The 22,552-nt window shown below is 39.8% G+C and carries 20 protein-coding genes; 5 read left to right on the top strand and 15 right to left on the bottom strand.

All coding sequences use genetic code 11. The features are described 5' to 3' along the window. Positions 1–5: 5 nt before the first annotated feature. A complete protein-coding gene (argH, locus tag HMPREF3032_RS07275; RefSeq protein ID WP_062403608.1) occupies positions 6–1,427 on the bottom strand; it encodes an argininosuccinate lyase in 1,422 nt (473 codons plus the stop codon). Beyond that, positions 1,427–2,641 carry an argininosuccinate synthase gene (locus HMPREF3032_RS07270; protein WP_009353173.1) on the bottom strand — a complete coding sequence of 405 codons (1,215 nt, stop codon included), beginning with the start codon at positions 2,639–2,641 and terminating at the stop codon, positions 1,427–1,429. The genes argH and HMPREF3032_RS07270 overlap by 1 nt, the downstream gene beginning before the upstream one ends. A 366-nt stretch (positions 2,642–3,007) precedes the next feature. Here HMPREF3032_RS07270 and HMPREF3032_RS07265 point away from each other — a divergent pair, with 366 nt between their 5' ends. Next, positions 3,008–3,820, top strand: coding sequence for a transglycosylase domain-containing protein (locus HMPREF3032_RS07265; RefSeq protein WP_062403605.1), 813 nt, complete (start codon positions 3,008–3,010; stop codon positions 3,818–3,820). Positions 3,821–3,976: 156 nt separating this feature from the next. Here the strand turns inward: HMPREF3032_RS07265 and HMPREF3032_RS07260 are convergent, their stop codons facing one another. After that, complete coding sequence (locus HMPREF3032_RS07260; protein WP_062403602.1) at positions 3,977–4,756, bottom strand: polysaccharide deacetylase family protein; 780 nt, start codon at positions 4,754–4,756, stop codon at positions 3,977–3,979. Between the two features lie 194 nt (positions 4,757–4,950). Between HMPREF3032_RS07260 and HMPREF3032_RS07255 the strand changes: the two genes are divergently transcribed. After that, the gene (locus HMPREF3032_RS07255) at positions 4,951–7,035 is read left to right on the top strand and encodes an OPT family oligopeptide transporter (RefSeq protein WP_062403600.1); all 2,085 of its coding nucleotides are present in this window, start codon (positions 4,951–4,953) and stop codon (positions 7,033–7,035) included. Positions 7,036–7,116: 81 nt separating this feature from the next. On the opposite strand, the gene HMPREF3032_RS07250 is transcribed toward HMPREF3032_RS07255, so the two are convergent. The 7 genes from HMPREF3032_RS07250 to HMPREF3032_RS07220 form a co-directional block, all read right to left on the bottom strand. Beyond that, positions 7,117–7,962: a metal ABC transporter permease gene (locus HMPREF3032_RS07250; protein ID WP_062403596.1), complete on the bottom strand. Its 846-nt coding sequence runs from the start codon at positions 7,960–7,962 to the stop codon at positions 7,117–7,119. Further along, positions 7,959–8,807 (bottom strand): metal ABC transporter permease, encoded by an 849-nt coding sequence (locus HMPREF3032_RS07245; RefSeq protein ID WP_062403593.1) that lies wholly within the window; start codon positions 8,805–8,807, stop codon positions 7,959–7,961. Before HMPREF3032_RS07245 ends, HMPREF3032_RS07250 begins: the two co-directional genes overlap by 4 nt. 8 nt (positions 8,808–8,815) lie before the next feature. Continuing rightward, complete coding sequence (locus tag HMPREF3032_RS07240) at positions 8,816–9,535, bottom strand: metal ABC transporter ATP-binding protein (protein ID WP_369813349.1); 720 nt, start codon at positions 9,533–9,535, stop codon at positions 8,816–8,818. A gap of 26 nt (positions 9,536–9,561) precedes the next feature. Beyond that, positions 9,562–10,503 carry a metal ABC transporter solute-binding protein, Zn/Mn family gene (locus HMPREF3032_RS07235; RefSeq protein ID WP_062403587.1) on the bottom strand — a complete coding sequence of 314 codons (942 nt, stop codon included), beginning with the start codon at positions 10,501–10,503 and terminating at the stop codon, positions 9,562–9,564. Between the two features lie 599 nt (positions 10,504–11,102). Further along, complete coding sequence (locus tag HMPREF3032_RS07230) at positions 11,103–12,278, bottom strand: metallophosphoesterase (protein WP_072270779.1); 1,176 nt, start codon at positions 12,276–12,278, stop codon at positions 11,103–11,105. A gap of 22 nt (positions 12,279–12,300) precedes the next feature. Beyond that, complete coding sequence (gene mutY, locus HMPREF3032_RS07225; RefSeq protein ID WP_062403581.1) at positions 12,301–13,443, bottom strand: A/G-specific adenine glycosylase; 1,143 nt, start codon at positions 13,441–13,443, stop codon at positions 12,301–12,303. Further along, on the bottom strand, positions 13,440–13,967 hold the full coding sequence (locus HMPREF3032_RS07220) for an 8-oxo-dGTP diphosphatase (RefSeq protein ID WP_062403579.1): 528 nt from the start codon (positions 13,965–13,967) through the stop codon (positions 13,440–13,442). The genes mutY and HMPREF3032_RS07220 overlap by 4 nt, the downstream gene beginning before the upstream one ends. Positions 13,968–14,057: 90 nt before the next feature. On the opposite strand from HMPREF3032_RS07220, the gene HMPREF3032_RS07215 reads away from it, so the two are divergent. Genes HMPREF3032_RS07215 through HMPREF3032_RS07205 form a run of 3 tightly spaced genes read left to right on the top strand, consistent with a single transcriptional unit; the run spans position 14,058 to position 15,783 of the window. Beyond that, positions 14,058–14,840, top strand: a complete 783-nt coding sequence (locus tag HMPREF3032_RS07215; protein ID WP_062403577.1) for a DUF4931 domain-containing protein — start codon at positions 14,058–14,060, stop codon at positions 14,838–14,840. Beyond that, entirely contained in the window at positions 14,840–15,556 is a 717-nt protein-coding gene (locus tag HMPREF3032_RS07210) for a metallophosphoesterase (RefSeq protein ID WP_062403574.1), read from the top strand. The genes HMPREF3032_RS07215 and HMPREF3032_RS07210 overlap by 1 nt, the downstream gene beginning before the upstream one ends. Beyond that, a complete protein-coding gene (locus HMPREF3032_RS07205; protein ID WP_062403571.1) occupies positions 15,553–15,783 on the top strand; it encodes a hypothetical protein in 231 nt (76 codons plus the stop codon). The genes HMPREF3032_RS07210 and HMPREF3032_RS07205 overlap by 4 nt, the downstream gene beginning before the upstream one ends. Positions 15,784–15,945: 162 nt before the next feature. Here HMPREF3032_RS07205 and HMPREF3032_RS07200 read toward each other — a convergent pair whose 3' ends face one another. The 5 genes from HMPREF3032_RS07200 to HMPREF3032_RS07180 all read right to left on the bottom strand — a co-directional run bounded on the left by HMPREF3032_RS07200 (position 15,946) and on the right by HMPREF3032_RS07180 (position 22,541). After that, positions 15,946–16,674, bottom strand: a complete 729-nt coding sequence (locus HMPREF3032_RS07200) for a PepSY domain-containing protein (RefSeq protein ID WP_062403568.1) — start codon at positions 16,672–16,674, stop codon at positions 15,946–15,948. A gap of 331 nt (positions 16,675–17,005) precedes the next feature. Continuing rightward, positions 17,006–17,677: a PepSY domain-containing protein gene (locus HMPREF3032_RS07195; protein WP_062403565.1), complete on the bottom strand. Its 672-nt coding sequence runs from the start codon at positions 17,675–17,677 to the stop codon at positions 17,006–17,008. A 317-nt stretch (positions 17,678–17,994) separates the two neighbouring features. Then, positions 17,995–19,629, bottom strand: a complete 1,635-nt coding sequence (locus HMPREF3032_RS07190) for an L-lactate permease (RefSeq protein ID WP_062403562.1) — start codon at positions 19,627–19,629, stop codon at positions 17,995–17,997. Positions 19,630–19,845: 216 nt separating this feature from the next. Further along, positions 19,846–20,967: an Ldh family oxidoreductase gene (locus HMPREF3032_RS07185; RefSeq protein ID WP_062403699.1), complete on the bottom strand. Its 1,122-nt coding sequence runs from the start codon at positions 20,965–20,967 to the stop codon at positions 19,846–19,848. A 407-nt stretch (positions 20,968–21,374) separates the two neighbouring features. Continuing rightward, positions 21,375–22,541 (bottom strand): M48 family metalloprotease, encoded by a 1,167-nt coding sequence (locus HMPREF3032_RS07180; protein ID WP_062403559.1) that lies wholly within the window; start codon positions 22,539–22,541, stop codon positions 21,375–21,377. Positions 22,542–22,552: the final 11 nt, after the last annotated feature.

Raw genomic sequence — 22,552 nt, 5'->3', positions numbered from 1 at the left:
GGATATTATTGCAAATGGATTTTTTCTTTCCACGCCTGAATTTGTGCCATTTCTTCTGAAAGCACTTCTTTGCCGATACGGATTTGACGTGCTACGCACTCTGGCGCTGTACCACTGTAGTTACTGCGACCTGCTACGCAAGCTTCGATGGTAATGGCATCCAAGATATCTGCTTCAAAGTGGTGTGAAATAGCTTTGAAATCTTCCACTGACAAATCTAACAACACACAACCTTTTTCAATGCAATGTTGTACCGCTGCCCCTACAATGGCATGAGCTTCACGGAACGGTACCCCTTTTTTCGCCAAGTAGTCCGCCATATCCGTAGCATTGGAGAAATCATCGTCCAACACTGCTTTTGTATGGTCTCCATTAACTTTCATATGGCGTAACATGTCAGCTGTAATAGAGATAGCAAAATGCAAGGTATCGATCGTATCGAAAACGCCTTCTTTATCTTCTTGCATATCCTTGTTGTACGTCATTGGCAGGCCTTTCATGGTTGTAAGAAGTCCCATCAAATGACCGTAGATACGACCTGTTTTACCACGTACGAGTTCACATACGTCTGGATTTTTCTTTTGTGGCATAATGCTGGAACCAGTGCAATGGGCATCGTCTAATTCGATGAACCCAAACTCTGTGCTAGACCATAGGATTAATTCTTCGCTTAACCGACTTAAATGCATCATCACTTTTGCCCCAAAGCTGAGGAACTCTAATACATAGTCACGGTCGCTGACAGCATCCATACTATTTTCATAGATGGCATCGAAATGCAACAATTCCTTCGTCATATTTTGATCGATAGGATAGGTCGTACCTGCCAAAGCCCCTGCCCCTAATGGCATCACATTAGCATGTTTAAAGATTAACAGTAAATTATCAAAGTCACGACTGATCATGGAGAAGTACGCCATCATGTGGTGACTAAATAACACCGGTTGCGCCCGTTGTAAATGGGTATATCCAGGGATAATCACCTCTTTATACTTCTCTGCCACTTCTAAGAAAGCTTGTTGCAAATTCACAAGTTCCTCACCCATGTGTACCACAGCTTTACGAATATACATATGCAAATCCACTGCTACTTGGTCATTACGGCTACGCCCTGTATGCAGGCGTCCTCCCGCTTCACCGATGGTATCGGTTAAGCGTTTTTCTATATTCATATGGATGTCTTCTAAGGCCACAGAAAACTCGAAATCTCCTGCATCGATCTGCTTTTCAATAGCCTGTAAGCCTGCTACGATGGCATTTTTATCTTCCTGAGAAATGATGTGTTGCGCTGCTAGCATTGTGGCATGGGCAATACTGCCTGCCACATCTTCTTTATACATGCGGGAATCAAAGGAAATAGAGGACGTGAAGTCCTCTACTGCCTTATCCGTCCCTTTGGTAAACCGTCCGCCCCAAAGTTTCGCCATTATTTTAAACCTGCTTTCTCTTTCATTAATGCATTAATTGTCAAAGGCAATCCGAATAAATTGATGAACCCTTCTGCATCAGCTTGGTTATATACATCATCTTCTTCAAATGTTACAAATTCTTGGTTATACAAGGAATATGGAGATGTAGATCCTGCGCTGATAATATTACCTTTGTACAATTTCAATGTAACTTGACCGGTTACTGTTTGTTGTGTGCTATCCACGAAAGCTTGTAAAGCGCTCATCAATGGAGCAAACCACATGCCATCATACACAAGTTCTCCGTATTTGTTTGCCACCAACTCTTTATAATGGTATGTGGCTCTGTCTAGGCAAAGATATTCTAATTCTCTATGGGCATACATGATGATAGCTCCACCAGGATTTTCATAGACACCACGAGATTTCATGCCTACTAACCGATTTTCTACAATATCCACGATGCCGATACCATTAGCTGCGCCGATTTCATTTAAAGTTTGTAAGATGGTAAGTGGAGACATGGCTTGACCATTCACTGCCACTGGAACACCTTCTTTGAAGTCGATGGTCACCATAGTTGGTACATCTGGAGCTTCTTCTGGAGATTTGCTAACTAAATATACATCATTTTTAGGTGCATTCTTAGGATCTTCTAAATCGCCACCTTCATGGGATAAATGCCATACGTTTTGGTCCATGGAGTATGGGTGTTTTTTAGTAGCCACTACTGGAATATCGTGTTTCGCTGCATATTCCATGCAATCTTCCCGAGATTTCAATTCCCATTCACGCCATGGTGCAATGATTTTTGTATTTGGTGAAAGTGCTTTAATAGTCAATTCAAAACGAACTTGGTCATTCCCTTTACCTGTCGCACCATGAGCAATGGCATCAGCACCTTCCTGTGCGGCAATTTCTACTAATTTTTTAGCAATCAATGGTCTTGCAAAAGAAGTACCTAATAGGTATTTGCCTTCGTATACAGCACCTGCTTTGACCACTGGCCAAATGTAGTCAGATACAAATTCTTCTTGCGCATCAATAATGTATGCTTTTGTAGCGCCAGATTTGATGGCTTTTTTCTCTACTGCGTCATAATCTTCTGGTTGGCCTAAGTTTACGCATACTGCAATGACTTCTGCGCCATAGTTTTCTTTTAACCAAGGAATAATAACAGATGTGTCTAAACCGCCGGAGTAAGCTAATACTACTTTGTTAATGTTGCTCATAATAAACCTCTTTCTTTGTGTAAATGACTGCTATGCAGTACCTGTTTCTATCTTATGAACGTATTATACAACTACTTGCATAATAATGCAAGTATTTTTTATAAAAATTCTTTTATATACATTTTTAATCTATATATTGATATTCCATAGCCATTCCCTATAACCTATCATTTCATAATTGCTAAGGGCTAAATCATAATGTCTATTGTTTTTTAATAAAAATACTATAACTCTAACAATCTCAACGTCATCACTACTCTGTTACATTACAAATATCTTATATGTATATAACAAGCACAAACCATTTTACTATAAGATTCTATCCATCCTATTGTTGATACCCCCTAGATGTGATATGATGAACCCATGAAAACACTTTTTAAACTCATTCTTGTACTTGCCATTGCTGCTGGTGGTTTATATTGGTTCGCTGGGTATACCCCAGAGGACGCTAAAACGACTACGCAACATGTAGCTTATACGATAAAAGAACAAACCATTGAACAAGGGGAAGATCAACTTTCCAGAATCGACCGCATCAAACGTCTCTTTCATTTTAAAGAAGCTGTAGAGGAGGCCATGGATAAACGGGTGCCACTAGAGCATCGCGTTCGCAGCGAAGACATTAGCCCTATAGTAAAACAAGCTTTAGTGGCTACGGAAGATAAACGTTTTTATGAGCATGGAGCGGTAGACTTCTTTAGCATTGGTCGCGCCTTGTATACAAATACCATAGCCGGGCAAACCGTAGAAGGTGGTAGTACCATTACCCAACAATTAGTAAAAAATTTATTCTTATCCTCCAAGCGTATCATGTCTCGTAAGGTGGAAGAAGTATTTCTTGCCTATTTGATGGAGCATTATTACAGCAAAGATGAAATCATCACCATGTATTTGAACACCATTTATTATGGTACCGATTACTATGGTATTAAAGCAGCCTCTGAAGGATACTTTAAGACAGAACCAAAGGACCTTAACTTAAGTCAAGCTGCTGTGCTGGCAGGCATTCCACAAGCGCCGTCCTACTTTAACCCAGTAAGCAACATAGATGCTACAAAACAACGACAACGGACAGTATTAACCTTAATGGCACAACAAGGGATTATCTCCTATGCAGATATCGATAAAGCCTATTATAAGAGACTTGACGCTCCGAAGAAACAACAGAATCACTAAATAAAAATAGAGGAAAGTTGAACAAAACCTATCAACTTTCCTCTATTTCATTTCCTACTTATTTTTTACAATCTCTAGCTGTACATATACTTTCTATATTTGATACCACTAGGCATGACTACTTAACAGTTGCAGAGTGGGCTTATGATTTTTAACTTATTTCCCTAAGTTTCCTACTGGCACATAAATGCTACCACTAGACATAGGGGCAATAGTCCCTTGGTCGTAAATCAACACAATCTCATGATTTTCACGGGCAAAGAAACTATTTGGCTTGCCTACTGTGGCATCTGCATAGATAGCTTTTTTACCATCTTTCGGTAATTGTTGTATTCCTGCTGTAATCTTCTCTTGTGGAAGCCCACCAAAGTCATTTAAGGACAGCGTACGGCCTGTGGTGGTATTAAAAGTAAATCCCTTTTCCACGTTTACCCCATGAGACGCATTGTCTTCTATTGTATAGGATGTGATAGTGACAGAAAAAATACCATTCCCATCTGCTTTGACATCATAACTCATATACAGATTTTGTTTTTCTCCATCTACTGCTTTTTCATTCATCTTGTGGACTTGCTTACGAAGTTTTTCTACATACTCTGTAATCGTCTTATTCATCGCTTTTGTCACGTGAGGGCTGACAGATTGCACTCGTGGGTATGTCAAATCCATATGATTCTCTTTCACTGTCTCTGGTTTGACTGTTACTTGTAAACGATCTGTAAACGCTTTTGCCGCTGGTGCTACGATTTGTTTTTTATCTTGTCTAGCTTTCATCGTTTCCTCACGGATGATGCGATTGGTTTCTGGCGATGCTGTCGTAGAGATACGTTCACCTACAGCAATCGGTGTTTCTTTCACCACCGTAACATCTGCTGCCTGTAACGCCATCGGTAAACAAGCGGCCATGAATAGAGCGCCAAATATCTTTCTTTTCATAGTCTGTCTCCTTATGATATAGGAATAATTATTTCTTTATATATACACTAACTAGATGAACCTTATATGAATATTTTAACTATATTCTCTCAAAAAGACGTATGTATACAATATTTACTATATTTTTTATTGAAAGTCTATGAGAATACTGATACAATGGATGAGATAGTAGTGTATTTTAAGGAGGTATAACTATGAAGCATGATTTTATGAGTCATGATATTAGCTTACCGGAATTAACAGTCAGAGGTATGTTACTAGGTGCGATTATTACATTAATCTTTACTGCATCTAACGTATACTTAGGGCTAAAAGTAGGTTTGACGTTCTCATCCTCCATTCCGGCTGCCGTAATATCTATGGCAATCTTACGCTTCTTCAAGGATTCCAATGTTCTTGAAAACAACATGGTACAAACGCAAGCATCTGCTGCTGGTACCTTATCTGCAGTCATTTTCGTATTGCCAGGTCTATTGATGATTGGTTATTGGCAAAACTTTGACTTATTGCAAACATTGTTATTATCCGCCTGCGGTGGCTGTCTTGGGGTATTATTTACCATTCCATTACGCCGCGCTATGGTTATGAACAGCGACTTACCATATCCAGAAGGTCGTGCCGCTGCTGAAATCTTGAAAGTAGGCTCCAGTGTTCCTGGTGAAACAGTAAAACAATCTGGTGGTATGAAAGAAATCGTATCTGGTGGCGCATTGGCTGGTATCATCAGTTTTGTTACACAAGGTTTACGTGTCTTAGGCGAATCTAAATCATTCTGGTTCCCTGTAGGTGCTGGTGCTACACAAATTCCTTTCGGTTTCTCCTCTGCTTTATTAGGCGCAGGCTTCCTAATTGGTATTGCTAGTGGTATCGCTATCTTAATCGGTATGATTATTGCTTGGGGTGGTTTCGTACCATACTTAACAAATCATCTACCAAACCCAGATAATTTGGAAGCTATCAAATTCTCTAGCACAGTTTGGAAAACAAAAGTCCGCTTTATCGGTGCTGGTACTATCGGTGTGGCAGCGATTTGGACATTGCTAACATTGATCAAACCAATTATTGAAGGTATTAAATTATCTATTAAGTCCATGACGGCAAGCGCTGAATATCGTGACACACACCGTATGGATACAGATATGAAACCATCTACTATTGGCGTTGTATTTGCATTAATTATTATTGGCTTAATCATTTGCTTCTACTCTTTCGTGTCTGCTCTTCCAATGTCTGCAGGTCTTGCTTGGACATTAGTAATTGCAGGTATCGTAGTGGCATTGTTAATCGGCTTCTTCGTAGCTGCTGCTTGTGGTTACATGGCTGGTTTGATTGGTACTTCTGCAAGTCCAATCTCTGGTATCGGTATCATCGGTATCATCGTATCTTCTCTAGTAGTATTTGCCATCGGTTCTGCCAATGACTTATTATCTACTCCAGAAGGCGTAAAATTCTCCACTGCCTTGGCGATCTTCATGACATCCGTGGTTATCTCCATTGCAGCCATTTCCAACGATAACTTACAAGACTTGAAAACTGGTCAATTAGTGGGTGCTACACCTTGGAAACAACAGGTAGCTCTATTAATTGGTTCCTTAGCTGGTGCCGTAGCGATTGCTCCAGTACTTGACTTGTTATACCATGCATATGGTTTTACAGGCGCTATGCCTCGTGAAGGAATGGATCCTGCTCAAGCATTATCTGCTCCACAAGCTACTTTGATGCGTCAAATCGCAGAAGGTATCTTCAATGCTAATATGGATTGGACATACATTTTCTACGGCATCGTAGTAGGTATCGTAGCTATCGTTGTAAACTTAATTTTAAAATCTACAACAAAATCCTTAACATTACCACCACTTGCAATTGGTATGGGTATCTACTTACCTCCAACTTTGGAAATGCCTCTTGTAATGGGTGCCATCATCGGTTACTTCGTAAATCGTTATATTACAAAACGTGCGAAAGAACGTGCTGGTGCTTATGCAGATGCTGACGTAGAACAATCTAACCGCCGTGGCGTATTGTTCGCTTCTGGCTTGATCGTTGGTGAAAGTATCATCGGCGTTATCATCGCTGGTATCATCGCCTTCTCCGTAAGTACAGGTGGTAGCGAAGCTCCACTTCAATTGGCTTTCACTGAAGCAAAATCCTATGGTGATACAGCTGAATGGCTAGGCTTTGCAGCATACATCTTCGTTGCACTTTGCTTAATTCGCATCGTTATTGCTTCTAAATTCAACAAAGCAGAAGCAGAAGCAATCGAAAACATGAATAAATAAAACACTACACATATCACAAAAGAGGCTGCAACCCTATGGTTGCAGCCTCTTTTATTTTGCTAAAGAAATACAATGATACTATTATCCATTGTTTCTACCATATTTATAGATCCACACCAGTCCATAGATACATCCGATGACTGTGGCAATCATACCACCAATGGATACATCCCACAGGAAGGCTAATGCCACTCCAATGGTTGCCGCTATAGTAGATATACACGCACTGATCAAAATCATTGCTTTCACAGAACGAGCTAGCATAAATGCTGTCGCTGGTGGCCCAATCATACAACCCGTTACCAAGATAGCTCCTACTGTTTGGAAGGATGCCACTGTAGTTAAAGAGGTTAACGTCATCAGTCCATAGGACACTGCCATAGGCATCGCTTGATATATCTTAGCACACACAGGATCAAAGGTGGTAAGGATTAATTCTTTCTTAAACAGCGCAATACATACCGCATTGATAAGGCATACCAGAATGGCAATCCATAACAACATAGGTCCTAAGTCATAGGCATCTACGGTGAAGCGTTGAAATGTGGCAAAGGCTAAATCGCCTAAAATCGCCGTATCTACATCGAGATGTATGTGTTTACCAAATAAGGTAACTAACACAATGGCTAAGGCAAATAAGAAGGGAAACACAATACCGATAGCTGCATCTGGTCTAATATAACGACGCCGTTGCATCCACTCTACGGCATACACCGTCCCTACCCCCATAGCGGTAGCACCAATGATAAGCCAAGGCGAGTTCAAATCTTTTGTCACCAAAAAGGCTAATACAATGCCTAAAAAAACAGTATGCGTAATGGCATCCACCATCATAGATAAACGACGCAACACCAAGAATGTACCTATAAGGCTACAGCTGATACCTGTCACTGTGGCGATACCCCAAATTTCTAAGATATGACTCATCCAAAACACCTCCTCATGAGGCGTTTACCATTAGCCAATACTAAACTTAATAAAATCATACCAGTCATGACAATGATGATAATAGGGCCCGTAGGAAGATTGCCCCATAAGGCGCTCACAAAAGTTCCCATAAAGGCGACTACACTACCACTAATGGCAGCAATAATTACCAAGGTCCGCAAGGAATGAGTCCACTGGCGACCAATCATGGCTGGACCAATCAGCAAGGAGCTAATTAAAATAACACCTACCGTCCGTATGCCTATCACAATAGTCACTACGAGCGCCGCTCGATAAAAAAATCGTACCTTTGACACAGGGATACCCATCAACTGCGCCTCAATAGGGTCAAATACGGTAAGACTCAATTCTTTCCAAAGTACAATAACCCCACCTACAATGCAGGTTCCACAAATGGCCATCACCCAAATGTCACTTTGCATCATGGTTACAGCTTGTCCAAAGATAAACGTATTCAGACCTGCCTGTCCAGCATTTTCCATAGACTGTACTCGCGTTAATAACACTGTACCAAATCCAAAGAAGGTTGCTAAAATCGTAGCTAAGGCTGCATCAAAACGAACTCCTTTTTGGGATGTTTTATACATAATCCATTCTGACAAACAGGCCGTGCAAATCGCACCTAGTAATAGCACTGTGGTGTCTTTCACACCTGTTAGAAGAAATCCTGCCACTACCCCAGGTAGTGTGGAATGGGCTACGCCATCACCTAGTAAGCTTTCTTGACGCAATACTGCAAAGGTTCCTATGACGCCACATACCAAGCCTAACATCACCGTCCCCAGTGCTACGATTTGAAATGTATATTGTTGTAATAATTCCATGGTGCCTCCTAGTATGAATATGTCTCATCTAGGATAGGGGATCCCACTATATCTCGAACCGGCCCCATGCCCACCAATCTACGATTCACGCAGAGAACTTGATCAAAATAAGCTTCCAAAGTTTGCAAATTATGATGTACGATTAGCAATGTTTTTCCTGCTGCTTGCATGTCTTTCATAATCTTTACGAGTACCGCCTCTGTCGTCTTATCGATACCCTTGAAAGGCTCATCTAGTATATACACATCTTGATTTTCCACCAAGGCACGAGCTAGAAATACACGCTGTTGCTGTCCTCCTGACAATTGTGAGATAGACCGCTGTGCATAGTCTAACATGCCTACCGTTTGCAAGGCTTTTGTCGCCTCATCTCGTTCACGTTTCCCTGGGCGTGTAAACCAACCTAGTCTACGGTAGGTGCCCATCAATACCACCTCAAACACCGTAATGGGATAATCCCAATCTACTGCTGAGGTTTGTGGTACGTAGGCAATATGGTTATAAATACTATTCGTTTTCACGCCTCCATAAGCAGAAACTGTTTTAGCATCTAATGTTAACTCAATCGTTCCTTCTACTAATGGCACAAGTCCTAACATGGCTTTCACCAAGGTTGATTTGCCGGCACCATTAGGACCAACTATGGCCGTCATCGTTCCTTGTTCAATCTGAAAGAATACATCTTTCAGCACCACCGTATCATCATAGGCTACTGAAAGATGATTCACTTTCAAAATACACTTGCTGTCACTCATCATTTAAGAGCGCCTACAATGGTATCGATGTTGGCTTTGACCATGCCAATGTAAGTGCCGCCTTCTGTGTTAGGAGAACCTAAGGAGTCGGAGTATAATTCACCGCCGATAGCTACGTCCCAACCTTTAGCTTTACATGCTTCTTGTACAGCTTCGATTGTTTTATGAGGAACAGAAGATTCTACGAAGATAGCTTTGATTTTGTGGTCTACAATAAATTGTACTAAGTCGTTCATATCTTTTGTGCCCGCTTCTGTAGCTGTGCTCACACCTTGCAAGCCTTTTACTTCAAAGCCATAAGCACGAGCAAAGTAATGGAATGCATCATGAGCAGTGACTAATACACGAGATTGTTCAGGAATTTCTTTCGTTCTATCCTTAATATATTGATCGGCTGCATCTAATTCTTTCATGTATGCTTCGTAATTAGCCACATAGTCTTTTTCATGTTTTGGATCTTTTGCTACTAATGTGTCTTTTACTACTTTGGCTGCTAATTTCCAGTTTTGTACATCGAACCAAATATGAGGGTCTTTTGCATCTGGACCTTCTTCTTCAAAAGCTAACAATGTGGATGGATCCATATCTTTAGACACTTCCACTACTGTTTTGTTGGATTTTTTTAATTCTTGGAATACTTGGCCCATTTTACCTTCTAAATGGATACCATTCAAGAAGATTATATCGCCTTTTTGTAAAGTAGATACATCACCTGCACTAGCTTGGTATAAATGTGGGTCTACCCCAGCCCCCATCAATCCTTGTACTGTTACATGGTCACCACCAATTTTTTGTACTAAATCTGTAATCATTGTTGTAGTAGTTACCACTTGTAATGGCTTACTATCTTGTACCGTATCCGCTTGCTTTCCACAGCCTGCAATAGCCATAATACAAACGGCAAACACAATGAACAACCGCCATAATTTAAATTCTTTCATGGTCTTTCCTCCCTTACTAAACATGTGGGATGTCCCGTACTATCCCTAAATTAAAAATTCCATGAGTCTTACTTAGCTATACTATATCACAACTGATACTATTTCTCAATATAAATTTTTAATTATATCTTTCAAAGATCGAAAGAATTAGCTATTACCTTTATTATCATTTATATTTATGATAATGGGTATTGTTTATTTGGATGTAAATATATTATTTTCAACTTTTTTATTGCACCTAAATTCCTATCATATAGATGACAAGCTTCTATAGGTGTGATATACTATGGATATAAACGTTGATTAAGTCCATCGGGACAACGAACCCCCACAGTTCCAGCTGTGGGGGTTCTGCTTTTTATAGAGAGCGACCTCTATATGAGGCTAGTTACCTTTAAATCTCTTGTCTAGCCATTTGCAAAGATAATAACTAATTACCCCTGCCACAACAGAGACTGTTACGTTGATTAACAAATCCATCGGTGCACCCCCTTCCTGTCACCAGTATTGGGGAGGTAACATCTATAGTATAACAAAATTTTACGTATTGCAAAATATTAACTAATCAATTTTACAACATAAATAAGATATCCAGATCTTTATAAAACAGTAAACACGGTCACTTCTCTAGCACAGTTCAACCGCACAGGGAACCAATGTCCCGACCCTCGGCTTACATAGGCAAATAATCCTTGTTCTTCGTAGAGTCCTTTCCAATACGGCTTATACACCGGCACTAGGTTCACGCCCCATAGATTAATCTGTCCTCCATGGGTATGTCCAGATAAGGTTAATGGGATATGTCTACGGAATGCTTCAGGGATATAGTTCGGATGGTGCGCCAACAAGATAGGATATGCATTGTCGGGCATACCTTTCATGGCTTTGTCCAACAAGCGCACATTTTCCTCTTGCACATCGTCTTTAAAGTGGTAATCCATGCCCACTAAATACACAGGGCGAGGTCCACCTAATATCTGTTGATGACTGTTACGATACATGTGCATCTTCGTTTGGTGGAACCGCTTCCACACACGCTCTACATCGACGCGGTATTCGTGATTCCCTAAAATATAATCAATGCCATCAGGAAAATCTTGTACACGGCTATCTAGATAATCTGCCACTTCATCAAGATACCCCAAATCATCGATTAAATCTCCAGTGATAACCAGTCGATTCGGGTGTTCACTAGCAATGGCATCTACCATTTCTTTCAGTTTGTCCATGCCGATGAAAGGGCCTATATGAACATCGCTAAGTTGCCCAATTTTATATCCTTTCAACACCTCTGGTCTATCTTTCAAAGCCAACTGTATCTTGCGTAGTTGCAGTTCACCATTCCCTTGAAAGGCCGCTACTGATCCTGTGACACCTACTACAGCAGGTACCACCACAGCAGTACGTTTAAAGAAATTCCTCCGTGATTCGTCGATATGGCTATCTCCGCTGTCAGAGCGAGCCCCTAAACGCATAAGTCCGTAGAATACACCGAAGATCGTCAATACTGCAAAGGTGCTGAACAGTGCTACGACTAATCCATTCAGTCCGATTAGGACCGGGCGTACTAGATCCATCATCATACCACCATGGATGCTGTACATAAGGCGTTGTAGGACAATCGTTCCTACTGCAAGGGCTAACCCCAGTACACCACCATAGATTAGGCCCTTTCGTTTCGAACTATTTCTAAATAAGGTTACCCAGTATCCTGTCATAGTTCCAAAAAGAGCCATTCCAAGTACTAAGATTCCCATCAATATATATATTCTCATCTATATCACTCCTCGGTATAGATTAACAAAGATCAATGAACTTGCCATGAGGCCCTGCCCAAGGTAAGACGTGAAAGGCCTCTTTACGACAGAGAATCCAATCCTCCTTCAGAGGAATAATCTGACCTTCTGCTACAGCTTGTTGCACCGCTTCATCACCTTCTAGCATAATTGTATTCGACGAATCTATTGCCACCTCTGTAGCTTCTCCTCGGTAGCCTTTCATCGTCCATTTGCGATGGCTAAAAATATGGGTTACTTCCTTTGCCATAGGTCGTTCCATAGTGACGGTAACCCCAATGGATTGTAACCCCTCAATTAATTCTACTTTGCGACTCTCTGCTGTGCCACCTTCTACGCTGGGAAACTCCCACATATTCTGCAGCAATCCTTCTTTGGGTCTTCGATGCAATAGGTAGTACCCATCTACTGTAGAAATAATCCCTACGTATAATTGGACAGATTGTACCTTTGTTTTCTTAATCCGTATAGGTAACTGTTGCTCTGTTCCTACTGCTTTTGCTGCACAATCCTGTACTAACGGACAGGCCTCACAACGAGGTGTTTTAGGAATGCAAATAGATGCCCCAAAGTCCATAAGGGCTTCGTTGAAGTCGCCTGGTCGATCGTAGGGCATAGTATCCTCTACCAAGGAAGTAATCACTTTTTTCCCTACGACCCCTAAAATATCTTCATGGATATTGTATAGGCGAGCATAGACACGAAGTACATTCCCATCGACAGCAGGTTCACGAAGGTTATACGCAATGGAGAGCACTGCCCCAGCTGTATAGGAGCCTACGCCTTTTAAAGATTCCATTTCCTTCCGCGATCTCGGTACTTGTCCCCCATAGGTTTCTACCACTTCTTTCACACCTTGATGCAAATTACGAGCCCTAGAATAATACCCCAAACCTTGCCATGCCCGAACCACCGTATCTTCTTCGGCACTAGCTAAACTTTCAAGTGTTGGAAATTGTATTACCCAGTTTTCAAAATAAGGACGCATGGCCTCAATTCGAGTTTGTTGAGACATCACTTCCGACACCCAAATCCGATAGGGGTCTTTACTTTCACGCCAAGGCAAATCACGCTTATGCACATCATACCAATCTAATAAATGTCTCGTCCATGCCACTTGGCTTTGCTGTTCTACTTGTTTCACTTCATGCCCTCATATATCCAAGCCGTCATACGGTCTACATCGTCGCTTTCTAGCACCTTTTCTACAGTTATAAATTGCATGGATTCTATCGTACTATTATCTTCTTTGAAAGTAATGATACCTTTCAACTTCTCGCCACGCCAAACCCGTGGAATCCACTCTTCATCACCAGCCCACATATGGTCAAAGGGAGTGTTCTCCAACGTAAACCAATGAGGCTCCATCTCTTCTGATTCCAAAGGAATGCCTTGAAATTGTTCTACCATATATACATAACTAATATGGCTCAACTCCGGTGAGTAAGGAAACTGAAAGTCCAATAGCGCCACTGCCTGTAGGTCCTCTTCTTTCACCAGTAAGGATACTTCTTCGAAGACTTCTCGCACGGCGCAAGCACGGAAACTTTCACCATCCTCAATTTTACCACCAAATCCATTATAATAGCCGGCTCCAAAGCCGCGTTTTTTACGTCCTAATAAAAATAAATTCTCCCGTTTTGGAAAACATAATGTTGTAGGTCTCATTAGTTCCTCCTATTCTTTTTTTATTATATCATGTTTCACACTTTCATAAACCTCGCCCCCTATGATACTATAGTAATAGTGAGGTGAACTATGAAAGAACCATTAATTTTTGATATTGCTCTGGGACAAACAAAGCCCAACAGCATGTACAATCGCGACGGGCACTGCCCATTTTGCGAACCCTCGCAATTAACCGATATACTAGATACATCTGGGTCCATCATTTGGCTCATGAATAAATACCCTGTATTAAAACACACATGGCCTACAGTTATCATCGAAACTCCACCCCATGTGCATACAGAATATTCTAAATTGCCCTTGTTAGATGCGGTCCATATTTTAGAGTTTGGGAGAATGAAATGGGAAGAGGTAAAATCCGACCCTCGTTTTACCTCCGTCTTATTCTTTAAAAATTACGGCCCCATGTCTGGAGGCTCTATTTATCACCCTCACAGCCAAATCATTGGCCTAGAGGACTATGATTACCGTGAAGATATTCACAGAGAACATTTTAAGGGATGGATCATCTATGAAGAGGATGGTCTTCGTATAACCTTATCCAATCATCCTATCCATGGATTCTTTGAATTTAATATGCGGTTTGATCCCCAATTAGATACATCCATATTAGCCAAGTATTTACAACGTACCTTACGCTATGTATTAGAAGGATTTTCTAAATATGTAAAATCTTATAATCTATTTTTCTACGATATAAATGACGGTTATCACTATCTAAAAATTGTGCCACGCTATATAACATCACCACTTTTCATCGGTTATGGAATTCCACAAGTGTGTCATGAAACACGCGCCTTAGAGGTCATCCGTCATATACAGTCATATTTACACAATTCTTTGGAGGTTTAATGAAAGTTTTTGCCATTGGCGATTTACACCTATCTGGGCAACCACCAACAAAACCTATGACCATCTTCGGTCCACACTGGGATAACCACTGGGAACGTATCCAAGCACACTGGCGAGAACATATAGAGCCTGATGATCTAGTCTTTCTAGTAGGTGATATGTCTTGGGCTATGCGCCTTAGTGATGCAAAGGTAGATCTAGATACCATTGCAACCCTGCCTGGGAAAAAGTTTATGATTCGTGGCAATCACGATTATTGGTGGACAAGCCTGCAAAAAATGAATACTCTTATGGAAGGGCGTATCACCTTCTTGCAAGGTAGAGGTTTGTATCACAATGGCATCGCTTTCGGTGGCACGAAAGGCTATATCTATCCACAAGATCCTTTCTTTAAAGAAGAAGATGACCGCCATATCTATGAACGGGAATTAATACGTACTAAAGCAGCTCTAGATGCTATGGAAACTGCTATTACTAAAAGTGGTGATGACCCTTCTCAGATAACACGCATACTGTTACTGCACTATCCACCCACCTTAGAAAATCATGCCAATGGATTTACGGACCTATTAGAACAGTACCATGTAGATCACTGTGTATTTGGTCATTTACACGACAAAACATCCTTCCAAAAAGTACCCTCTCATTGGGGGCATACACAATTACACTTAGTCTCAGCAGATGCTGCTAATTTTATGATGAAGGAGATACCATGAGCCGTATCCACAAAGAACACTTACAAGCAGGCTACATCTTTGGCGACCCTCATAACGAAGAATACCTATACCTACCAGCAGGAGAGGTTGGTTCTAGCGACCCTAGATGCATATTCGAACAAGGGCCTGCAAAAGAAGACCTAACCCTAGACGAAGCGTGCCGAATCATCGACCGATATACATTAAAACCATGTAAACACCCTAGTCTAGGCAAACGATCATTTTAAAATGCTATTCCTCCTAAGGAGCGCAGTTACGTGTGGAACACTAGTGGCGTTTCTTTTTTCTAAATAAAGAAACCCCTCGCTTTTTCCTTATCAAAAAAACACACCTTTAACGTATTAAAAATAGAGGAAAGTTGATACTTAATCAGCTTTCCTCTATTTTAATTAGTGTTTATGTTTCTTCATGTCTGTACGAATAATCTCGCCATTCGTAGCATTTACTGTAACTTCAACCTTCTTACCTGTACTATCTACCATATCTAAATCATACACAAGCAAGTCTTTATCTTTTTCTAGCTCCCAACTAGCTACCTTAAACTCACTTCCCAGAGCCTTTTCTACCGCACTTTTCGCCTGGTCAGGAGTGATAACGTTATTAACATCAAAGGATTTACTCATCAATCGTTCTTCTGCCGTTAAAAACCCCTTTCCTTGCGCAAAACTCTTAAGTTGCTTCCACCCCTCTTTAGCCATGTGCTCTAAGGAATCGCCATCTTGTATTGTCTTCACTTTTTGTTTGATAATTTCCCCAGACTCCGTTATATTCACAGATATCTTCTGTCCATCCACAAACCCTTCTACTTCATACATAGGCATATACTTCATAGTATAGGATACCGCTGTAATATTAGCATTAGGATAGGCTGTTAAGAACGCACTTGTAGCTCCTTTGTAATCAATACGTTTTTCACTTTTAACACTAGAAGTCGTATGGCTATCACCTGGTAAAATACTATTCTGATTCGTGTTTGTATCATTTATGGTAGCTTCCGTAGCCATAGGATTTTCCGTCGTAGGATTTGTGATATCTTCTGCATTAACTATACCAGCTGTTACTATTCCTGCTAATCCAATTGTTAATACTGTTGCTTTTACACATGTTTTTAAATTCATAATTACCTCTCTCGCAAACATAATAAGCTAATACTTCTTGCATATATCTATGCATCTCTATATTGGTATGATACCGCCTACATATGAATGTATAATGAATTTTGAATGAATATTACATGAAAATTGCATGAATATTATATGAATTCGCAAATTAAGCAAGTTATTACACAATGAATAGATCTGCTTTCTTATAAAAATACAATACCACTAGCTCTACAATAGAGCTAGTGGCATATGTATTCTCAAAGGGTTGTAGTTATATAGTAAGGGAGTATATTTGTGTATTATTTGTATTTAAAGTAAGGGAATTATAAGGAGAATTTCACTAGAATTAGTACTTGCTAGTTTTTGCTTTTACATTGATAATTTCGCCAGTCATTGCATCTACTTTGACTTCAGCTTCTTTACCACTGCCATCGATCATATCTAATTCATAGACTAGACGTCCATGCTCTTTTTCTACAGACCAATCCATTGCTTCAAATGTGCCGCCCACTTTTTCCTGAGCTTTTGTTTCTGCCACTTCTGGCATAATGATATCATTTACATCAAAAGCTTTAGACATACTATGGTTGCCGTTCATAGCTTGACCATACATCATGGAACCCTGTTGTTTCATATGTTTACCTTGTTTCAAAGGTTTTACTTCTGTATTTAAAATATCTCCATTTTCACGGATATGCATTTCAATTTTTAAACCATCCACGATACCATCTACTTCGTAAGTTGGGTTATGTTTTCCATCATAAGAAATACCTACAATTTGTGCATCCGGATATAAGGATTTAAATTTTGTAACTACCCCTTTATAATCTACATCACTCAATGGTAATACGCTAGGCACCACGCTACCTACACCATTCCAAGAATTAATTTTAGCCATTTGATCTGCTGGCATATTTTTCATCATACTTGTGTTCGCAGCATTTGCTACACCACTTGCCATCATAAGGCCTGCACCTAGAGCCATCACAGCAGCTCCTAAACGAAACATTTTTTTCATAATCTCCTCCTTCACGTGCCCGATGCATCGTGTCTTGGTTTTTAATTAAGGAATATTCGTTATTTCTAACTTGTTTATATCATATCCTATGAATATGAACCAATTATGAAAAAAGAATGAGCCGACCATGAAGTTACAATGAATATTAGATGAAGTTGTATCCCCTATTACATACATATATTCCCACATTTGACAAAGAGCCCCAATATTGATATATCATCGTAAAAACTATTTTAAATTATATAAACGCTATAAATACAAAAAGAGACAACACCGAAATGTTGTCTCTTTATCTGTTTTAGTATGCTAGATAGTAATTAGTGCTTAACCATTGTTAAGATACCTTCCAATTGTGGGAAGAATTCTTGACCGAAGTAAGCAAAAATACCAGAAATAACTAAGTATAACAAGAAGTATTTAGCTACATGAACCATGATAGAACTTGCATCGATGGAATGACGTAATTGGTCAGCTTTTTGTGCATCGATTTTGTGTTCTTCGATGAATGTGTTAAGAGCAGGACCTACGGCACCGATGGCAATCGCAATACTTTGTGGGGAGAACATTTTACCAACACCAGCGGAACCAGAGTTAGTTGCTGCCAACCACAATGCTAATGTATCATGACCAGGTGTCAATTGATGAGCCGCTGCTGTTTGCAATGGTCCGAACAATACGTTCGCATTTGTACCAGAACCTGTCAAGAAGGCACCCAATGCACCAATTACAGGAGCAAATGCAGGGTACATACTACCGGTAGCAGCTACTAATGCATTCGCAATCATGCCAGTCATACCAGAGTATGTCATCAATTTTGCAGTTACTACTACAGAAATGATTGTTACATACGTTAATTTCAAAGTTTTGAAAGTATTAGTTAATACTTGTTTTTGAGTTCCAAGACCTGCTTTTTGGATAAAACCACCAATTAAAGCGGAAATGAAAATCATGATACCAGGAGTCGCAATCCAAACGAATGTGTAAGGTTTTGCATTTACACCAGCATGGATAGGTACAGATGTTTTAAATACCATCAAAGCATTATATACAGCTGGCACCAATTTAGATGTACCAATTAACAAGATGAAAATCAAAATGAATGGAGATGCTGCAATTAAACCTTCTTTAGCAGATACTGTACGTGCAGCGCCAGTTTCAACTTTGTATTCTGGATCATTAACAGGCATTAATTTTGCGATAGCAATGATGACACCCATGATTACAATAGAAGAACCCATAACGGCTAACTCAGGACCACCTGCATACATGCTAATCAATAATTCAGGAATCGCCAATGCTAAACCAGCTAATAAAGTTTGTACAAATACACCTTTAATTGCTTTCACACCGCCCGCAATGATGCCTACGATGAAGAATGGAGTAATTACGTTTAAGAAGAATAATTGCACTGCAATGAATGTACCCAATTCAGCTGGTTGTAGACCAGTCAAAGATGCCAATGTTGTTGTTGGAATCGCAATAGAGCCAAATGTAGTTGGTACGGAGTTTGCTACTAAACAAGCCAAGATGGATTTCAATGGATCAAATCCTACTGCTACCATCATCGCTGCTGGAATCGCAACGGCTGTACCGAAACCTGCCATACCTTCCATGAAAGCACCAAAGCCCCATGCTAACAATACGGCTAAGATACGCATATCACTAGTTACGGAAGATAACATAACTTTAATAGTTTCCATAGCTTTTGTATGAACTACTAATTGATATGTAAAAATTGCTGCTGTAATAACCAAAAGAATTGGCCAAACTGCAAGAGCTACACCTTCCATAGCTCCTGTGTACATAATATATGCATTTTCTCCATAGTAGAATACAGCTAAAATATATGTACCAATTGCTGCTGCCAAACATGCTTTCCATGCAGGCATTTTTAATACTGCCAATGCTACGATAAGCCATAGGATCGGCAAGACTGCTAAAAATATATCCATATTAACAATCCCTTTCTATAGTGTGAATCACTGTAATTCAATTCTAGCATACGCACAGTGTGATATAAACAAAAAGAGAGGAAATCCACAGATTCCCTCTCTCATATGTTCAAAGATGTTGACTGTTACCAGTCTCTAAGAAGTATTCCTTAGGGATACAAAACTACTGATTCTGCATCGATAAAGATTTGTAATTGTCAGCTATTGAACTGCAAATTAGTAGTTGGAAGCAACTGCTTTAGGTGGTTCATAGTCGCCGAAGTATTTTTTAGGATCCAATTTCAACAAGTTACATACGTCGAACAATTCTGCCACAGTTTTGTCGATAACTGGCACACCTTCTTTACGGCAAACTTCGATAGCTTCTGCTTCTTTTTCACCATGAGTATAGATGCGTTCAGCACCTTCAGCTTTAGGAGCTTCACGAAGTTCTTGTAAGAATGTGGAGAAGTGTTTTTTAACTTCTTCTGGGTTACCAAAGATTGCTGGGTTAATAGCCATGAAACCATGACAAATATTGGAACGGCCACCAGTCATACATTTATTGGATGTACCACCTTGAGAGAAGATAGATGCGAAGATTTCGCAAAGCATACCGTAACCATAACCTTTGTGGGAACCTAATTGTTCAGTGTTGCCACCTAAAGGCATGATACCGCCACCAACGTGGTCGGAGATGTTGCCCAATACTTCTGCAGCATTTTGAGATGCTTTACCGTCTTTATTTAATGCCCAACCGTTAGGCAATTCTTTGCCTAATTTATTGTACATTTCTAATTTACCACGAGTTACTACTGTTGTAGAAGCGTCGAAGAAGAAGTTGTATGGTTCAGCTGGCATTGCGAAAGCGATTGGGTTGGAACCAAGCATTGCTTTACGAGCAAATGTAGGAACCATGATTGCTTCAGAGTTAGTGCAAGAGAAACCAATTAAGCCTTCTTTTAAAGCAAGATCAGCATAGTAACCAGCGATACCATAGTGGTTAGAGTTACGAGCGGATACGATACCAATACCAGATTCTTTAGCTTTTTTAATTGCTAATTCCATAGCGAAATGACCAACTAATTGACCCATTGCATCATGGCCTTCAACAACTGCGGACACTGGAGTTTCGAATACTACTTCTGGTTTTGCTTTAATATCGATAAGACCTTTTTCAATACCTTTGTGGTAACGAACTACACGTTGCATACCGTGGGATTGGATACCGTACATGTCAGACATCATCAATACGTCTTTAATGATGCCAGCTTCTTCAGGGCTGAAGCCAAATCCTTCAAATGCGTCTTGACAGAATGCGTTAAGTTTTTCTTCTTGGATGTAAACAAAATTTCCCATCTTTAAAACCTCTTTCCCTAACCATAAAATAAATTGTGACATCTTGTAGTACTCCTCAACAGATTGTCACTACTCTTGATACGTAAATTATAGCACACATGTACACCACATGGAATAGAAATCCCCTTGTTGTAGGCGTTTTACTCTTATCATATATGCATAGTTAAGGGATAATTTAATTAATTCCTTTAAAAAATAACCTAAAAACAGCTATTTTATAAGGTTAAAGTAATCATTACTTTTAGTTATGCTTCACTTATGTTCTTCCTCATAAGTTCATATATATTCATATCTATATCGAATTCCATAAAAGAACATCTATATTTATCGTTTTTCTCTATCGATATCTATCGATAATAATGACCTATTGTATAGTCTACTATAACGATTAGTTTTATCTATCCTTATTACTTTTGTTCTTTTTTATCTTTTTTATCTTTTTTATCTTCTTTGTCCTTTTTATCTTTTTTGTCCTTTTTATCTTTCTTATCTACTTTTTTATCTGCTACAATACCAGACTCATCACTGATAGCTGCATTCATTTGTTTGGCAATGTTAAACGCTGCGTCATAGGTTGGCATAGTCACAATATTAGTCATTCCAATCGCTACAGTAGATCCATCTACACGAGCACCTCCAATGGCATTATCATGATACAATCTAGCCAGTTTACCAGCCACTAAGTAAGCTCGCATTGGCGCCGTATAATTACCTTTTGCTGTTCCTTCATAAACAGGCTTACCATTGATAAAAACTGTTTGTTGTTCTACTTTTACATGATTGCCAGAATATACATACAAGCGTTGTAAATTATCCAATACTCGTTGCGATGTTTTTGGATGGTCGTTGGGATTTAAAATTTTACCAAACCCTTCACGGTAGGTATCACCATATTTATTTTTGATCACTTCCATAGCAAGGGCCGCACCACCAACATTATAGGAAGAATCCGCTAAGATGCTAAAGCCTAATTCATCAGCATTTTTTTCTTGAGACATAGTGAATACTTGACTATCTAAATATTTTCCAGTAAGTCCCGCCGCAATTTGCCCTAAATCACCTGAGTTAAAGGTAGCCGCTCCAATCACGGTAGATAAAATACTACTTTTCTTGGCTCCATTTACTAAATCTTTATGCTCACCGTGGCTTAACTCGTGACCAATTACTGCCGCTAAAGCATCATCATCTAGTAAATCCATAGTGCCTTTGTTAATAGACATAACTCGACCAAAAGTCATAAATGCATTGAAATCTTCATCTGGATTCACATACACCACATAACTACGTTTTACATGAGGGGATTTAGAAAGCTCATCCACAATACGCTTCGCCCGCATTTGATAGGCGTAATTATCATAAACGCCTGTACGGTCTTTTGTTTTTTCCAACATTTCTTGTTGACCTTTTTCTGTATTGTCTAGGTCACTCAAATGTTGATGCACAGAAATGCCTCCTAATACACTTTTACCAAGAGCCTCCCACAATCCATGAGCTTCTACTGTAAGTATTCCTGTAGATGTAATACCCATAGTCAACACTGCTGCACACAGCATACGTTTCCAAGTCTCTTTCATTAGCTCTCCCT

The sequence above is a fragment of the Veillonella sp. DNF00869 genome, assembly GCF_001553345.1.
GTDB lineage: Bacteria > Bacillota > Negativicutes > Veillonellales > Veillonellaceae > F0422.
This window is presented reverse-complemented; position numbering and strand designations above follow the sequence as displayed.

Bases quoted from the DNA above. Each gene is read 5' to 3' on its own strand.
- argH (WP_062403608.1), bottom strand. From the start codon at position 1,427: ATGGCGAAACTTTGGGGCGGACGGTTTACCAAAGGGACGGATAAGGCA.
- HMPREF3032_RS07270 (WP_009353173.1), bottom strand. From the start codon at position 2,641: ATGAGCAACATTAACAAAGTAGTATTAGCTTACTCCGGCGGTTTAGAC.
- HMPREF3032_RS07265 (WP_062403605.1), top strand. From the start codon at position 3,008: ATGAAAACACTTTTTAAACTCATTCTTGTACTTGCCATTGCTGCTGGT.
- HMPREF3032_RS07260 (WP_062403602.1), bottom strand. From the start codon at position 4,756: ATGAAAAGAAAGATATTTGGCGCTCTATTCATGGCCGCTTGTTTACCG.
- HMPREF3032_RS07255 (WP_062403600.1), top strand. From the start codon at position 4,951: ATGAAGCATGATTTTATGAGTCATGATATTAGCTTACCGGAATTAACA.
- HMPREF3032_RS07250 (WP_062403596.1), bottom strand. From the start codon at position 7,962: ATGAGTCATATCTTAGAAATTTGGGGTATCGCCACAGTGACAGGTATC.
- HMPREF3032_RS07245 (WP_062403593.1), bottom strand. From the start codon at position 8,807: ATGGAATTATTACAACAATATACATTTCAAATCGTAGCACTGGGGACG.
- HMPREF3032_RS07235 (WP_062403587.1), bottom strand. From the start codon at position 10,503: ATGAAAGAATTTAAATTATGGCGGTTGTTCATTGTGTTTGCCGTTTGT.
- HMPREF3032_RS07230 (WP_072270779.1), bottom strand. From the start codon at position 12,278: ATGAGAATATATATATTGATGGGAATCTTAGTACTTGGAATGGCTCTT.
- HMPREF3032_RS07220 (WP_062403579.1), bottom strand. From the start codon at position 13,967: ATGAGACCTACAACATTATGTTTTCCAAAACGGGAGAATTTATTTTTA.
- HMPREF3032_RS07215 (WP_062403577.1), top strand. From the start codon at position 14,058: ATGAAAGAACCATTAATTTTTGATATTGCTCTGGGACAAACAAAGCCC.
- HMPREF3032_RS07210 (WP_062403574.1), top strand. From the start codon at position 14,840: ATGAAAGTTTTTGCCATTGGCGATTTACACCTATCTGGGCAACCACCA.
- HMPREF3032_RS07205 (WP_062403571.1), top strand. From the start codon at position 15,553: ATGAGCCGTATCCACAAAGAACACTTACAAGCAGGCTACATCTTTGGC.
- HMPREF3032_RS07200 (WP_062403568.1), bottom strand. From the start codon at position 16,674: ATGAATTTAAAAACATGTGTAAAAGCAACAGTATTAACAATTGGATTA.
- HMPREF3032_RS07195 (WP_062403565.1), bottom strand. From the start codon at position 17,677: ATGAAAAAAATGTTTCGTTTAGGAGCTGCTGTGATGGCTCTAGGTGCA.
- HMPREF3032_RS07190 (WP_062403562.1), bottom strand. From the start codon at position 19,629: ATGGATATATTTTTAGCAGTCTTGCCGATCCTATGGCTTATCGTAGCA.
- HMPREF3032_RS07185 (WP_062403699.1), bottom strand. From the start codon at position 20,967: ATGGGAAATTTTGTTTACATCCAAGAAGAAAAACTTAACGCATTCTGT.
- HMPREF3032_RS07180 (WP_062403559.1), bottom strand. From the start codon at position 22,541: ATGAAAGAGACTTGGAAACGTATGCTGTGTGCAGCAGTGTTGACTATG.